Raw genomic sequence first — 15,915 nt, forward strand, 5'->3', positions numbered from 1 at the left:
AAGGCATCATTGCTATAGGATTGATTTTCCATAATCCTTCATGCACGATAAGGTTATATGTTTCGTTGTCAAAGGATAAAGTGAAATGTTTATCATCGACCTTCGTTAACACAGCACTGTTAAATTTTGCTTGAAGCTCTTTCAAGTTTCTTACCATTTCAGCCTTGATTTTGTTGGATAAAAAGTTTTCGTTTTCCTCATCTATTATTTTGGATAAAATCAGATCTAATTGGCCTTCTTCATAAACACAGAGAAATTTCAAAACATAGACGATATCATCATTTTCCAAAGCTTTAATAAGGGAGGTGAACAATTCATGAATATTGTATTGAGGGTATTTAGTCAAATCTTGTTTCACTTTTTTAAGTTTATTCAACTTTCTCTTTTTAGGCGCTTTATGAGTTAAGTCAATTTTGTTTTTGGGGAAGGAAACATCAATATGAATACACATAACTCCAATATAGTGATTGTCTGGAGTGTTAAGTGTTGTTGTTCCATCAGGTGATGTGTCTGTTTTATACATCATTGCTTCAGCAAAAGGAAATCTATTTTGCCATTGATCGCCCACTTTATACCAATTTTTATTTTTGGAGATCCTATACTTTTGTGAAATACTACCTAAAACAGCGCCGTTTCCTTTTCTAACTCTCGATAAGACGGTGTCCTTGTATTTACTTTTACGCTCATCCCAGGTTACACTATTCTTAGAATAAACGGTGTCTTGAAAGTATTTAGATTTGGGAGAATCAAACCATTCAATGCCTATAAAACATCCGTGTTCGCCAATCTGTATATGTTCACCACTTACATCAACGGTAATCCACTCATTTCCCTTTGTAGATGAAGTAATTATATTAGATTTTGTTAACTCTCTACCAGGTTTGGTCTCCAATGAATTACAGGCATAAACGTGAATTCTAAAATGTGCATCGGGATAACCTAAATCTGACACAAATACGTTGATATTCTTTAAATAACCTGTTATCGAATAATCATTCGGAATCCATGTCGCTTTTTCCTCTCCATTATTGCCGCTGCCCATGTAATCCGAAAATCTTTTCTTCGGCTTTTTGGTAATTCCCAAAGTTTTTAATTGGGTTTTAATTTTTGTAGACGAAATTATTACCTCTGTGAGATTTTGTAGAGATGGAGTTAACTCAATTTGTTTAAGCTCTACTAACTGACTCACTAATATTTTTTTACTGTGGTATCCAATACATGAAATTACAATTGAGTCTATATTTCTAAAGGATGTGTCCAAAACAAAGTAGCCCTGATAATCTGAAAGTACTCCTTTCGATTCATTCACTGATTTAATATGTGCATAAGAAACTGGCTCTTTAGATTTGGCATCTATGATTTGGTTCTGACTTATTCCAGAAAGAAGAGTTAGCGTGTAGAGTGTTAGGATTAAATATTTCATTTTAAGGGATGGGTTGGGTAGAACTAAATTATTGAATTAGTTATTGTTCTCTAACCGTTTACTTTCTTTTTTTAGTCTATTGTACCTAAAGGCTAAGTAGAAGGTGATGGCCACAAAAGTGGTTTTATAGAGGATATCGCCCAATGTCGCATAAGGTAATTCGAAGAATTTCATAGCCGCGCCCATTGTTGCCATTACAGCTCCTAGAATAAAGATGATTTTTTCGTTTTTCATGATAAGTGATCTGTTAAAGGTTTGCTTCCGTTCTACCAACTTGTTCTTTTAGGCATGGATTTTAACGGTGTACTAAAATAATAACAATTCCGTCCCAAAACGAATACAGGGTACTGAAAAAAAGGGAAAGGATTTATGTGGATTTAAAACAAGTCACAAAAAAAGCCGAAGTAAATCCGGCTCTATCTTTTTATTTTTCCTGTTTTCCCATTGAAACCATACGGACAATGTCTACACCCACTTTTACAACAATGCCCACGTTTTAGATGGTATTTTTCTGTAAATACGATGTATCCATCAGGACTTTCATAATAATCCTCCGGATCCATTTTCTTTTTTCCCGAAAACATGCTAAAATCGTCACTCATGTTTGCAAAGTTAATTGAAAATGGATATTTATCTTGTCTTCTCTCTACACAAAAGGCGCTGCAAAAACTTCTTCTACCTGACTTTTGAGTAAATCTCCACTAGTCTCTCTTTGATTTTTAAAGACATAGCCTTTTTTGGTGAGGCTGTAATCCTTTTGATATTTTGGGAATGTTTTTGCTAAACTATTAATAGCTTCTGCAACAAAAACAACCTCTTTATCAGTAAAAGTTGGATGAAAGGAGATCCTTATCCACCCAGGTTTGTTCTGTAGGGAACCACATGTAATTTCATTTTGAATTTTTTTCGAAGTGCTTTGATCAACACTTAAAAGGTAGTGCCCATAAGTTCCAGCACAAGAACAACCTCCTCTCGCTTGAATACCATACATATCATTCAGAATACGAACACCCAATTGATGCGGCAAGCCCTTAATGTTGAAAGAAATAACCCCCAACCTGGTTTTGTTTTGCTTTTCGTAAATAATGATGTTCTCATTTTTATCTATCGTTTTCCAAAATAATTCCATGATTTCCTCTTCGCGTTGAAGAATATTTTCTACCCCCATTTCTTCCTTTAAAGCAATACACATGGCAGTTCGAATGGTTTGTAAGAAAGCAGGTGTTCCGCCATCTTCACGTTCTTCTATGTCATCGAAATAGGCTCTTCCTTGCCAAGGATCTGTAAATTGCACAGTCCCTCCACCAGGATGATCTGGAATATGGTTATGATAAAGTTTTTGATTAAAAATCAATACACCAGAGCTACCTGGACCTCCTAAGAATTTATGGGGCGAAAACATGAGGGCGTCTAAATACCTGCCTTGTGCATCATTTTCATGCATATTTATGTTGACATAGGGAGCCGAGCAGGCAAAATCAGCAAAAATAACCCCTCCATGATTATGTATGGTCTGAGCAATATCCATTAAAGGAGTAAGGACACCTGTTACGTTAGAACATGCACTAATGGCGGCAATTTTCAGTTTTCTATTTTTATATTTTTCAATCTTCCTTTCGAAATCGTCAAAATCAAAGATACCTTTTTCACAAGGTGCAATGACCTCAACATCGGCAATGGTTTCTAGCCAACTCGTATGGTTCGAATGATGCTCTAAATGTGTAACAAAAACAATAGGCCTATCATTTTCTTCTATTTCTAATAAGGATTTAAAGCGTTCGTGAAGCTTAATCCCTAAAATTCGCTGCAATTTATTCACAGCACCCGTCATTCCGCTGCCACAATTAATTAAAACATCCTCATTTGAAGCGTTAACGTGCGCTTTAATTTTTTTTCTTGCAACGTGGTAAGCGTGGGTCATATACAAACCTGTATCACTCGTTTCTGTATGCGTATTGGCTACAAAAGGAAGCAACTCTTCTTGAATTCTATCCTCTATGGGTGCAAACGATCGCCCACTAGCTGTCCAATCTGCGTATAATATTGGTATACTTTTATGATAAGGAGTTGAGATTCTCTGTTGAATTCCAGTGATGTTTTTACGGTAAGACATGAAATACCGCTCTAAAGTCTTGGTTTTAAATAGCATGAATGTAGTAAGTAGTTAATTCGTTTATCAATAAAATAGCTCTAATGAAATTAATAAAAATCCCTCGCTTTTCAGATTAGTAAACGTATTTTTGTTTTAAAGCAATTATTATGTTAGGAATTCAAGTTTCTCCTTTGGAAGAGTTTCGTTATCACAGCAAAGAAGAAAACCTTTGTTTAGAGTTTTACATTAAACGAGATGACTTGATACATCCTATCGTATCTGGAAATAAATGGAGGAAACTCAAATACTCTATTGCGAAAGCTGAACAAAATAAAAATGAGGCAATTTTAACCTTTGGTGGAGCATTGAGTAATCATCTTGTAGCAACTGCTGCAGCTTGTAAGGAGGTTGGCTTAAAATCTATAGGTTATGTAAGGGGGGAAGAATTAAATGAACATTCTAATCCTACTTTACAACAATGTGCCGAATTAGGCATGGAACTACACTTTATTACCCGAGAGGAGTATAATTTAAAAAATGAAAAGTTCTATACAGATGAACTTCACATCGAGCACCCAAACGTATATATTGTTCCAGAAGGTGGGGCCAATTACTATGGTATTATAGGCTGTTCAGAAATAATAGGAGAGCTTCCCGAAGATGTGAGTGACATTTTTGTAAGTGCAGGAACAGGTACAACAGCCGCCGGACTTTTGATGGGAAGTAGAGCACATCAAACCATACATATAGTTTCTGCTTTAAAAGGGGAGTGGATGGAAGAAGAAGTTAAAAAACTCCTGATGTATAGTTTATTCGATGAAGAAGCAGTAGACGAACTTATGCAGCGTGCACATTTCATTTACGATGCGCACTGCGGAGGATACGCGAAAACAAATCCAGAACTTATTGAATTTATTCAAAAGGTTTATCAACAAACTGGGGTGAAGTTAGATCCTGTATATACTGGTAAATCGATGTTGTGGATAAAACATAATTGGAAACAATGTTCACCCACCGGTAGATTGGTATTCCTTCATACAGGCGGTGTACAGGGTGCTACTTTTATGCAAGAAAAATTAGCCGTAAATTTATATCCAGAGTCATGACAGAAGAGCACCAAAAACATCTAGAACATTATCAAATGCTCCTGGAGGATTTTTCTCCGGGTTTGTTACTGAATCCTAGTATTCGAAACCCTTTAGCAGGTGCTGCAGCTCATTCTGAAGACGGCTTTGATGACGTCCGCATCACTTTTAACATAGTTTTTAAGGAAAAAAACTATCACATTAAATTCATTTCTAATTCTGAAACGATAATTATTACGGAAGCTGATTTGGGGTTTTCTTTTTCATTAGCCATTAAACAGATTCCGAAGTATGTAAGAGGACTTTACAAGCGCAATTTACTTTATGCGGGGAATAAGTTTCATCGTATGCATGTTCACGCTTCACATCCTTTAGATATTGAAGTTTTAAAACCAAAGTTGGTGAGATTATGTGCTCATTCACCCTGCGTACAAATTCAAAACATTAGAGCGCACGCCAATAGTCAGGTCTTAGAGCCTAAAAAGGAAAGTTTAGTTTTGGATTTGAAAGCGCTACCGAAAAACAAAGAGGAAATGCTTGAGATACTTACAGCTTTTGATTTCATCTCCAACAATACATCCACTTTATCTTAAAGCCTTGTAAGCTTCTTCTCGGCTTAATTCTTTTACCTCACCTATTTTCAAACCTTCCAAAAGAATTTCACCTAAAGAAATGCGTAATAAACGTAGGGTAGGAAATCCTACAGCAGCAGTCATTTTACGTACCTGTCTATTTTTCCCTTCTGTAAGTTCTAATTCTATCCAAGAAGTTGGTATATTTTGTCGAACTCTTATAGGAGGATCTCTTTCTTCGATAGCTGGTTGAGGAACAATTTTACATTTTGCAGGTGCTACTCGATAAGCTTTTCCTTTGTGCTTGATTTGAATGGAACCGTTTTGCAATTGTGTTACCGCCTCTGAAGTTATAGCTCCATCCACTTGAACTAAATATTTTTTAGCTTTCTTTTTTGAAGGATTTAACACTTTGTCTTTTAAACGATTATCATTGGTAAGTAAAAGTAAGCCTTCAGAGTCTTTATCTAACCTACCCACTGAATAAACATCCTTTGGATAGTCATAAAAGTCGCCCAATAAGCTATCACTTTCTTCACCTGTAAACTGACAAAGCGTACCAAAAGGTTTGTTAAAAATAAAGTATTTATGTTCCATTTCAGAGACAAAATTAAGCTTATAATCGGAATGGCGAACAAGAAGTTTATCACTTATTATAGCCAAATTTTCGTTAAAATGGATACTTTTGTCGTGGCCAAAACCATGGCTTATTACAAAACCGTGTTTAATAAGAATAAATGAAAACAATAAACGTAAACGATCTTAAAACCTTACAGCAACAACAATCACCTATTATAATTGACGTTAGGGAAACTTACGAATACAACATTTGCAAAATAGAAGGCGCTGTAAATATTCCAATGGGTGAGATTACGGAGCGTGTAGATGAGCTGGAGAGAGAAGAGGCTGTATATGTTTGTTGTAAATCAGGTAAAAGAGCCGAAGCCGTTTGTAATTTATTGATTACAGATTACGGATTTGAAAATTTAGTACTGATAGAAGGTGGAGTAGAGGCCTACGCTAAAGAAATTGACAATAGCTTAGAATTATACTAAGATGAAAGAACGTAACCTACTGCAATATTTAATGGTGAGTTTAAGAGGACTTGCTATGGGAGCTGCTGATGCAGTTCCAGGTGTATCTGGTGGAACCATAGCCTTTATTACAGGTATTTATGAAGAGTTGATTGCGAGTTTGGGAAACATCAATCTTGCAGCATTTAAAGTTTTGAAAACGGACGGTTTAAAAGCTTTCTGGAAACACATTAATGGTAATTTCTTCGTTGCCCTTTTTGGAGGAATTGCAGTAAGTTTAATTACACTGTCACGTGTAATCGTTGGACTTTTAGAACATTACCCGGTGTTATTATGGTCTTTCTTTTTCGGACTGGTTATTGCCAGTACAATTTTGATCTTAAAGACAATTAAAACATGGAACTTAGCTAATGTTCTCGGACTTCTAGTAGGAGTTGTGATTGCTGGATATATTTCTTTAGCGCAGAACACCGCTGGTCAAGCACAAGAATACTGGTATATCTTTTTAAGTGGAGCCATTGCTATTTGTGCCATGATACTACCGGGAATTAGTGGAGCCTTTATTCTGGTATTGATGGGGAGTTATGCCACAGCCATGAATGGATTGAAAACATTAGACCTAACGCTAATCGCGGTTTTTGCCAGCGGTTGTTTGGTAGGACTTTTAAGTTTTTCGAAGTTACTGAAGTATCTTTTTGCAAATTTTAAAAACCTTACCTTGGCACTTTTAAGTGGATTCTTATTGGGATCTCTCTTGAAAATATGGCCATGGAAAAATAATATTAGTGACGTCCCTTACCTCGTTCATTCTGATGGTAGAGCAGAGTTTATGCAAACAAATGTTTTGCCTCAAAATTACATAGGGGATAGTCAATTAACACTCGCAATACTCTTGGTATTAGCAGGATTAGCTTTGATTTTGTTGATGGATAGGTTTGCACCAAAAGAAACATCGTGAAAAATTACGGACTCATAGGTAGAACACTTAAACACAGCTTTTCAAAAGATTTTTTTACAGAGAAATTTATCAAAGAAAACACAGACGCCACCTACCACAATTTTGAAATCGCCGACATCAAAGAAGTTAAGGAAATCCTTTCCAGAGGTGATATCAACGGACTTAACGTAACCATTCCCTACAAAGAAGCCATCTTACCCTTTTTGGATGACGTTTCGGAGGAAGCAAAGCAAATAGGAGCCGTGAACACAATTACCTTCAACAATGGTAAAGTAGTGGGGCATAACACCGATGCTTATGGTTTTGCACGAAGCATTAAACCTTTCTTAAAGAATACGCATCACAGAGCGTTGATTTTGGGAACAGGTGGAGCTGCCAAGGCCGTGGCGCATGTATTAGAAAACATTGGATTAGATGTACTTTTTGTTTCAAGAGAACCTGAAAATGAAGAGCACTTTACGTATTCAGCAATCAATTCCTTTATGGTTCAGGCCTGTGGATTAATTGTAAATACTACACCGGTAGGAATGTATCCTAATGTTGCGGATATGCCTGAATTTCCAACACAATATTTAACAAAAGACCATTTAGTGGTAGACCTTATCTACAATCCCGAAAAAACGAGATTCTTAGAAGAAGCTGAAAAGCAAGGAGCTGAAATTTTAAATGGCCTAAGCATGTTAAAAGAACAAGCTTTAAAAGCATACGATTTGTGGAATAATAACTAATTTCAAGTTATTATTTTTTCACAATGGATCCACGTTTATTTAAGATTGGTGTTATCGTAGTAGCTTGTATTATTCTACAGGCAGTATTGAATCGTGTACTTGTAAGGATTGCGTTAAAATTTGGTATACAAAAAGAAAGACGCAAACTTATCAATAAAGCCATAAACCTTGTACTCTACATTATAGCTATCGTATTGATCTTGATGATTTACTCCATGGATCAATCTAATTTATGGGTGTATATATCATCTTTTCTAACAGTATTAGGAGTCGCTTTTGTGGCGCAATGGTCCTTACTTAGTAACATTACCGCAGCTGTACTTTTATTTGTAAATCATCCTGTAAAAATTGGGGATGAAATTGAAATAATGGACAAGGAGTATCCGGTAAAAGGAAAGGTAAGTGATATAGGTTTATTCTTTCTACACATCAGAATTTCTGAATATGAAAAGGTAACATTACCCAATTCTGTAGTGTTGAATAAAATGGTAAAAGTGATCTCTGAAGAGCGTCCTTAATCTAAATTTACCCTTGTACACTACATTTTGTGCATAGAACCTGTGGCTAAGGATTCTCCACACTAAATAATTTCCTATTTTTGCAGCAAATATTAAGAGAACATGGCTTTAAAATGTGGAATAGTTGGACTTCCTAATGTTGGGAAATCTACTTTATTTAACTGTTTGTCTAACGCAAAGGCGCAATCGGCAAACTTTCCATTTTGTACTATAGAACCTAACGTTGGAACCATTTCAGTTCCAGATCCAAGATTAGAGAAATTAGAAGAATTGGTAAATCCAGAGCGCGTTGTACCAACGACAATGGAGATTGTAGATATAGCAGGATTGGTAAAAGGTGCTTCTAAAGGTGAAGGACTTGGAAACCAGTTTTTGGCAAACATTAGAGAAACAGATGCGATTATTCACGTATTGAGATGTTTTGATGATGGAAATATTGTTCACGTTGATGGTTCTGTAGATCCTATTAGAGATAAAGAGGTAATCGACTACGAATTGCAATTGAAAGATTTAGAAACGATAGAAAAGAAAATTACTTCTTTGGCACGTGTTATCAAATCTGGAGATAAAGATGCAATCAAAGAAAACGAGACTGCAATTCGTGTAAAAGAATGTTTAGAGTCTGGTAATTCAGTACGTTCTTTGGACTTTGATGAAAAAGAGGAAGCATTTGTAAAAGGATTCCATTTGATTACTGCTAAGCCAGTAATGTACTTGTGTAATGTAGATGAGTCTTCTGTTGTTAACGGAAACAAATATGTAGACCAAGTAAAAGAGGCAGTGAAGGATGAAGATGCTCAAGTTCTTTTAATTGGTGCTAAGATAGAAGCTGATATTACTGAATTAGAGACATACGACGAACGTCAAATGTTCTTGGATGAATTAGGATTAGAGGAGCCAGGTGTGAACCGTTTGATTCGTTCTGCTTACAAATTATTGAACTTAGACACTTACTTTACTGCAGGTGTTAAAGAAGTAAGAGCATGGACAATTAAGAAGGGAATGACAGCACCTCAAGCGGCTGGTGTTATTCACACTGACTTCGAAAAAGGATTCATTAGAGCAGAGGTGATGAAGTATGAAGACTTTACTACTTTAGGTTCTGAAAATGCAGTAAAAGACGCTGGTAAGTTTAGAGTTGAAGGTAAAGAATATGTTGTTGAAGACGGAGACATTATGCACTTTAGATTCAATGTTTAATTTAGATTTCTAGAGATCTAGATACCTAGAGGACTAGATGGCAAGGAAGATTAAAAGACAGTAAATTTTTAGACGGTTAGACCGCTAGTATATATTAAAAAGCGTTCAATCTTTTCTGGGTTGGACGCTTTTTTTATGCCCTAAAAACTCCATACTCACACTCAATACTGTATTTTCCGTTAGGGATAGAAAGGGTAGCTTATTGAAGTTGCTTCTTAGTTATACTTGAGCTACCAGAGCGCCCCGAGAAGCTTTGGTAGCTTTTAGTAGAACCTAGAAGCAAAGAAAAAACTACAACTGCATAGCCCGTAAAAACGGCCTTATTCGTCGCCATAAACCTTTTTTAACCGCAAAGATTTTCGCAATTTAGGAGTCGCAAAAAAATACTATGCTTTCTAAAGAAATACCTGGTCCTAAAGGAAAACCCATAATTGGTAATATGTTGGATGTAGACATTGATAATCTGCACAACCAACTCAGTGATTGGGTGGATGAATACGGTGATGTTTTTAATCTAAATTTAGGCTTATCTAACCTTTTGATTGTTGCTAAACCTTCGATGATTGATTACGTTCAAAAGAACAGACCGCGTTTATTTCGTCGTATGGATAAGCTCAATAACGTGCTGGAAGAAGAAGGTATTTCTGGTGTGTTTAATGCAGAAGGCGAACGCTGGAAACAACATCGAGGGATGGTGGCAAAAGGCTTGGATATTAAGCATCAGATTGCATTTTTTCCCTGGATGATGAAAGTAACCGATAGGTTGTTGCACAAATGGCAAAAAGATGCCGAACAATTGCGTTCTTTTTCTATTCAAGATGATTTTTTGCGCTATACGGTTGACGTAAGTACTAACCTTGCTTTTGGTAAGGAGATGAATACCTTGGAAGAACGTAAAGGTGCCATACAAGATGATATGGAAAAGGTATTTCCAATGATTTTTAAACGCATTAACCAACCGATTCCATGGTACAAATGGTTTAGAACGAAAGCGGATAAAGAATATAATGCTGCCACAGATAGATTACAAGAGTTTGTAGATGATGTGATTAGCAGTACAAAGCAGCGACTCAATGCACAGCCGGAGCTAAAGGAGAATCCTCAGAATTTTTTAGAGGCCATTATTGTAGCAGCTGAGGAGGATCAGCAATTTAATGACGAGGACATACGCAGTAATTTGTTGACTTTATTGTTAGCAGGAGAAGATACCACGGCACATACCTTAACATGGGCTATTACACTATTGGATAAGCAAACAGAAGTAATCGCTAAGGCTAGGGAAGAGGTAGATCGTGTTTTGGGGGATGATAATGTAGTAACGCGTTTTGAGCAATTACAGCAATTGGAATATGTAGGTGCTGTAATTAATGAAGTTATGCGTCTAAAACCTGTAGCACCCATAACTTTATATCAACCCAATGAGGATGTGGAGATAGAAGGAATAGAAATAAAAAAGGACAGTAGGATGCTTCTCCATTTGAGAAAAAGTGCTACAATGGAAGAACATTTTAGTAGAGCAGGGGAGTTTGTACCAGAAAGATGGATGAAGACAAAAAGTAAATGTCCTGTGCATAATACTACTGCATATAATCCTTTCGGTGGTGGACCGAGATACTGTCCTGGAGCCAATTTAGCCCTAACAGAAATGAAATTAGTTTTGGCCATGCTCTTCAAAAATTTTGATTTTGAATTGACGACGCCAGCCGAGGATATTAAGGAGATCATGGCCTTTACGATGATGGCGAGTGATTTTGAGGTGAAATTCACACAACGTAACAAACAATAAAAGCCAATAGACGTTTAAAGATTATGAAAGTTTTATTAGTAGCAATGACCTTGTTAGGTATTATGTTAAATAGCGATATGAAAACACTACACGATTACACTGTAAAAGATATTACAGGTGAAGATTTTGATTTATCAAGTTTAAAAGGAAAGAAGGTAATGGTTGTAAATACAGCCTCAGAATGTGGTTTAACCCCGCAATATGAACAATTACAGGAACTATATGCGTATTACAAAGACTCGAACTTTACGATTATAGGTTTTCCTTCCAATGATTTTGGTAAACAAGAGCCTGGAAGTAATGATGAAATTCAAGAATTCTGTAAACTAAACTACGGTGTAGAATTTCCTATGATGTCTAAGGTTGTTGTAAAAGGAGACAACAAGGCAGACGTCTACAAATTTTTAACGGAGAAAGATTTGAACGGATTAGAAGATTCTGAAGTACAATGGAATTTTCAGAAGTATTTGATAGATGAAGCAGGAAAGCTTGTAAGAGTAGTTTCTCCACAAATTTTACCGAATGATTCTACGATTATAGATTGGATAGAAGGATAAGTAGATAGTTTTAATTAAAAGTATTAAAAGGGAGGATTTGAAGGATTCTCCCTAATCACAAATAACCCTATTTAACATAATATTAATTATAAGACATAAGTTGTATTCAATATTTATGGGCTATTTAACAATATATTTACCGATTGATGCTATTTCGCCTTTATTAAGAACTACAAACAACTCTTACAGAAATCTCTTTTTAAGACTTCATGTCGCTGTATTTGGAAATATTCATCCAACCACTTACAGTAACGCGTTTTATTCGCATTTTTAGCAGCCATGAAATAACTGATGTAATCTAGATCTGGCAAACTTTCTTTTACCAAATAAGCTGTTTCTGCTAAAACGAAAATTCCATTTTCAGTCAACAATCCTTGTTTGTAGTAATAATCCAAAAGTTCAACGCTGATCTTAAATTCATGAAAGTAATTACAAAACAAAGCAAGTTCTAGTGCCTCTTGAGCATTAAGATTAGAAGATTTTGCTCTTTTTACGATTTCTTTAAAAAATACCTTTTCCTTTTTCCAATCATTAATTGCATTGTAACGGTGTATACCCGCAAGCAAAACATTTAATTCCAGTCGGTTTAATATTAGCGTATCGATATCCTCTCTACTCCTCAATAGCTCCATATAACCAAGTATTAGCGCAGGACTTGGAGTATTGGCTACATTTTCTAACGACATACTAAAAGCGTGCTTTCCATACCAATATTGCGTGAGAAAATGGATATAATTAAACAATTGATAAGTATTATTTGTATCTACCTTTTTCACAAAATTTTCAACGCTTAATGAGTCATAATAGATTCCTGAATTATACATACTCCCAATATTCAATAAATTGGTTTTAAGGCGTTCCTCTGTATATAAACTATCAAAGATAGATGAGTTTAAAACTTGCCTGTTTTCAATTTGTTCCGGTAACAGTATTTGCCAAGGCAGGTTTCTTACACTTAAAGTAGAGTCGAAATACTTACTAAATAAGTATTTTTCCTGGGTATTCACTTCTAACTCTTTGTCTATGTAAGCGTGTAAATAACAAACTCTTTGGGCATACAGTAAAGAGTCGTAAAAATCAGAAGGATGACGTTTTAAATAAGATTTAATCTCTGGTTTAGTTAATCCTTTTAATTCATTTATATTCAAGTCGTTAATCTGTTTGTACATCATGTCCCAATTTTCAGTGAGAACATAATTAATACGCGGTTTGTATGTTCTTAAATAATTCCCTAATACCTTCTCTATTGCCTCTTTTCTGGCAGATAACAATTGTTCATTGAACCAAGTTTTTCCTTCAACAGAGGCGTATACTTCTACCCAAATTGTATCATAGAGATGGTAATAATCTTGAAAAACTTTCATCCCGTAAGAATTAAAAAAGCGAAGAGTACTATCACTCCTTAAAAAAGGAAATGGAGCCACCAAACTATCTTTAACCAGCACCGTATCTGGATTTCCATCTAATTCAATATCTCTGCTATAATCGATAAAAGGCTCAATGTCTAATAAGGGATAAATTCCCGTACTTAAACGGGTTGGAATAGTATAATCACACAGCTTATTATCATTTATCACAATAATATTAGCTGACCATTGTTTGTCTTTTAAATACGTAGGCACCTCTCCTATTTTCGTTTTTAATTTATAAGGATTTCCAGAAATATCGTTTTTTAGTAAATCATAGTTATAAATGGGACGTTGCATTTCTCCATCGTACACATCAGAAAGGTGTAATTGATTTTCTTGATCGCATGGAAACTGCTCTCTTAGTACTATATCCACTGCAAATCCATCGTTAGGTGCATGGATTACACCTTTGAAAAACTCCATGTCGTGATATACAAGGTATATTTCATTACCGATAATCTGTGTATGATTACCAAAGAACATGGTTTCGTATAAATGTTCTTGCGTTTTACAATTGAATTCTGCCTTGCGCACCCCCCAGGATAAATCCGGATGATCAAATTCGTTGGGTAATTCTATCTCGTCAGAAGAAAAAACTTGCGTACTATAATATCTATTTTTGGTAGAAAAAAGGCTCACCCCCATTTTTGTAAAATTGGGATTGATCATGTTTTGATAATGCGCAGGAGAATTTTTCCATTCTAAAAAGAAAAGTAAGGCTAAGGAATCCGGGGTTAGATTTTCCTTCTTCGCTTTCTCACGAAATGCTACATTTTCGCCTGCATAAGTTCTATTTCCTTGGTGAAATAAAATGCGTTCTGAAGGTGTTTCTTTCCCAAAAGTAGGTTGAAAATGGGTAAGCTTTCCAGCATTCTTAAGAAAGTAGTTTTGATCATCTGCAGCTAAATTCAATGTTTGATCTAATTCAAGTGGTGCTAACTTTAAACTATCTCTTAATGTGTTAACTTCCTCCAAAAGTGCTTTTTGATAGGCTGTAAATGAATTTTGACCAATACCAAGGAAAGTTATTAGTACAAGTAGAGTGGTTAAGAATTTTTTCATTTTTTATCGCTCATTAAAGCCCTTCCCCATTTTAATTTTAGGTATGCACTTTTCGATTCTTGAATATTTTGTTTTCTCTTGTTTGGCGCCGTTGATATGAAAGATATAGCTTTTTTGTCGACCCGGAGTTAAAGCAAAAAACGCGGCTTCTAAATCAGGGAACTTTTTAAAACTCTCGGTTAATTCTAATGGAATATCTAGCTCTTTTTTGGTCTCTACCTTTTTGCCGGCAAGTTCATTTTCTGCCGCTTCGAGAATATAAGCTCTGAGTACATCCTGGTTCTTTTCTATTTGAGCTAAATCCGTTACTTTAAAGATTCTGCTCACCTCTGCGTTCTCCCCTACTTTACTTAACAGCTTGGCGTCATCTTTTAATAAAGCTCCTTGAAAAAAATTAAGGGAGCAATATGCCTTGAAGGCAGAGATAATCAATACATTTTTTCCTTTAATGGTGTAGCAAGGTACTCCCCATTTGCATTCTTCCTCCAAACCGCACGATTTAACAAGGCTTCTAAGGGCAGCCAATTCTTTCGACCATTTGTGCACCTTACATTCTGGTGTTGCTCCTTTTGAACAGCGTAAGCATCCTTCAGTGAAATATAAATCGACGTTTTTTTGCATGAAAATAAATTTACTTCATCTAAAATAGTAAAATCCATCCTTTAAGGAAGAGATGATATTACGAAAAGCGGTCACTTCTAAGATGACCGCTTTTTTTATCTTTTCACGTTAATTAGGAATCACAAAAAAAACGGAGGACTTTCACTTAGAAAATCCTCCGTTTAATCACTTTTAAATATTACCTATTTCTTAACGATTCTGAAGGTTTTTAGTAAGCCTTCAGAATTTTGTAATTCAATTAAAAATGTTCCGCTTGGATAATCAATCATATTGATTTCTTTTGATTGACCTTCAGCTATTTTATTTCCAACCAAATCAAAAACTACATAAGTAATTTGATTTTCGCTGCTTTGAATGTTTATCATTCCAGTAGTTGGATTCGGGTATACATTCCAATCTAAGGTTAATGCATTTTCCGTACTTGCACAATCTGTAACATTAATTTCAATTGTCGATTCACATCCACCAGCATTACTAACAATACAGGTGTAAATACCTGCAGTATCAGCAGTTATAGTTTGTGTATCTTCACCGGTATTCCAAAGGTAAGTTTGGTATCCACTCCCCGCGTCAATTACTATTGGTCCGTCACAAACATTGGTGTCAGGAATTGTATTTACAACAGGAGCATCTATAGGTGAAAAGTTATTTTCTTCAAGCAATTTCTGTATTTTTGGGGTTGATTTTCTCACAAATAGGCACATGACATTGGTTCCCTGAAATAAATTCGAATAAACTGTGGCATTGCTTGGTATATTTTCCCTTATATTATCGATATCTTTAACAAAACCTACAAAATGGATCATTCCTTTTGTATCTAAGTCTTCAGGGAGCTTGACCAATTCTAAAGATTTTTTTATTGACTTGCTG

Annotated in this window: 17 protein-coding genes; 9 read left to right on the top strand and 8 right to left on the bottom strand. The window is 35.5% G+C overall.

The features are described from left to right. The 4 genes from R3333_RS05930 to R3333_RS05945 form a co-directional block, all read right to left on the bottom strand. Nucleotides 1-1,423, bottom strand: a 1,423-nt coding sequence (locus tag R3333_RS05930; protein ID WP_318957868.1) for a carboxypeptidase-like regulatory domain-containing protein, incomplete at its 3' end; no start/stop codon positions are given. Between the two features lie 36 nt (nucleotides 1,424-1,459). Next, nucleotides 1,460-1,657 (bottom strand): hypothetical protein, encoded by a 198-nt coding sequence (locus tag R3333_RS05935; protein WP_318957869.1) that lies wholly within the window; start codon nucleotides 1,655-1,657, stop codon nucleotides 1,460-1,462. A gap of 182 nt (nucleotides 1,658-1,839) precedes the next feature. Beyond that, a complete protein-coding gene (locus tag R3333_RS05940; RefSeq protein ID WP_318957870.1) occupies nucleotides 1,840-2,025 on the bottom strand; it encodes a DUF5522 domain-containing protein in 186 nt (61 codons plus the stop codon). 44 nt (nucleotides 2,026-2,069) lie between these two features. Next, nucleotides 2,070-3,572 (bottom strand): aminotransferase class V-fold PLP-dependent enzyme, encoded by a 1,503-nt coding sequence (locus R3333_RS05945; RefSeq protein WP_318957871.1) that lies wholly within the window; start codon nucleotides 3,570-3,572, stop codon nucleotides 2,070-2,072. 110 nt (nucleotides 3,573-3,682) lie between these two features. Between R3333_RS05945 and R3333_RS05950 the strand changes: the two genes are divergently transcribed. Together R3333_RS05950 and R3333_RS05955 are read left to right on the top strand one after the other, a co-directional pair. After that, nucleotides 3,683-4,621, top strand: coding sequence for a 1-aminocyclopropane-1-carboxylate deaminase/D-cysteine desulfhydrase (locus R3333_RS05950; RefSeq protein ID WP_318957872.1), 939 nt, complete (start codon nucleotides 3,683-3,685; stop codon nucleotides 4,619-4,621). After that, complete coding sequence (locus R3333_RS05955) at nucleotides 4,618-5,193, top strand: hypothetical protein (RefSeq protein WP_318957873.1); 576 nt, start codon at nucleotides 4,618-4,620, stop codon at nucleotides 5,191-5,193. Before R3333_RS05950 ends, R3333_RS05955 begins: the two co-directional genes overlap by 4 nt. On the opposite strand, the gene R3333_RS05960 is transcribed toward R3333_RS05955, so the two are convergent. Then, complete coding sequence (locus R3333_RS05960) at nucleotides 5,185-5,919, bottom strand: pseudouridine synthase (RefSeq protein ID WP_318957874.1); 735 nt, start codon at nucleotides 5,917-5,919, stop codon at nucleotides 5,185-5,187. The two genes, R3333_RS05955 and R3333_RS05960, sit on opposite strands and share 9 nt — an antisense overlap. Between R3333_RS05960 and R3333_RS05965 the strand changes: the two genes are divergently transcribed. From R3333_RS05965 to R3333_RS05995, 7 genes are all read left to right on the top strand, one after another. Then, nucleotides 5,910-6,227 (top strand): rhodanese-like domain-containing protein, encoded by a 318-nt coding sequence (locus R3333_RS05965; protein ID WP_318957875.1) that lies wholly within the window; start codon nucleotides 5,910-5,912, stop codon nucleotides 6,225-6,227. The two genes, R3333_RS05960 and R3333_RS05965, sit on opposite strands and share 10 nt — an antisense overlap. Nucleotide 6,228: 1 nt before the next feature. Next, nucleotides 6,229-7,164 (top strand): DUF368 domain-containing protein, encoded by a 936-nt coding sequence (locus R3333_RS05970; RefSeq protein WP_318957876.1) that lies wholly within the window; start codon nucleotides 6,229-6,231, stop codon nucleotides 7,162-7,164. Continuing rightward, the gene (gene aroE, locus R3333_RS05975; RefSeq protein ID WP_318957877.1) at nucleotides 7,161-7,892 is read left to right on the top strand and encodes a shikimate dehydrogenase; all 732 of its coding nucleotides are present in this window, start codon (nucleotides 7,161-7,163) and stop codon (nucleotides 7,890-7,892) included. The genes R3333_RS05970 and aroE overlap by 4 nt, the downstream gene beginning before the upstream one ends. 23 nt (nucleotides 7,893-7,915) lie before the next feature. Next, nucleotides 7,916-8,410, top strand: coding sequence for a mechanosensitive ion channel domain-containing protein (locus R3333_RS05980; RefSeq protein WP_318957878.1), 495 nt, complete (start codon nucleotides 7,916-7,918; stop codon nucleotides 8,408-8,410). Between the two features lie 102 nt (nucleotides 8,411-8,512). After that, complete coding sequence (gene ychF, locus R3333_RS05985) at nucleotides 8,513-9,610, top strand: redox-regulated ATPase YchF (RefSeq protein WP_318957879.1); 1,098 nt, start codon at nucleotides 8,513-8,515, stop codon at nucleotides 9,608-9,610. Nucleotides 9,611-9,998: 388 nt separating this feature from the next. Beyond that, nucleotides 9,999-11,396, top strand: coding sequence for a cytochrome P450 (locus R3333_RS05990; protein ID WP_318957880.1), 1,398 nt, complete (start codon nucleotides 9,999-10,001; stop codon nucleotides 11,394-11,396). A 62-nt stretch (nucleotides 11,397-11,458) separates the two neighbouring features. Continuing rightward, a complete protein-coding gene (locus tag R3333_RS05995) occupies nucleotides 11,459-11,953 on the top strand; it encodes a glutathione peroxidase (RefSeq protein ID WP_413468673.1) in 495 nt (164 codons plus the stop codon). Between the two features lie 170 nt (nucleotides 11,954-12,123). Here the strand turns inward: R3333_RS05995 and R3333_RS06000 are convergent, their stop codons facing one another. The 3 genes from R3333_RS06000 to R3333_RS06010 all read right to left on the bottom strand — a co-directional run. Next, nucleotides 12,124-14,424: a CAP domain-containing protein gene (locus R3333_RS06000; protein ID WP_318957882.1), complete on the bottom strand. Its 2,301-nt coding sequence runs from the start codon at nucleotides 14,422-14,424 to the stop codon at nucleotides 12,124-12,126. A 3-nt stretch (nucleotides 14,425-14,427) separates the two neighbouring features. Beyond that, entirely contained in the window at nucleotides 14,428-15,045 is a 618-nt protein-coding gene (locus R3333_RS06005; RefSeq protein ID WP_318957883.1) for a YdeI/OmpD-associated family protein, read from the bottom strand. 182 nt (nucleotides 15,046-15,227) lie between these two features. Next, on the bottom strand, nucleotides 15,228-15,915 hold a 688-nt coding region (locus R3333_RS06010; protein WP_318957884.1), incomplete at its 5' end, for a T9SS type A sorting domain-containing protein.

It is taken from the genome of Lishizhenia sp. (assembly GCF_033720595.1).
Taxonomy (GTDB): Bacteria; Bacteroidota; Bacteroidia; order Flavobacteriales_D; family Crocinitomicaceae; genus Lishizhenia.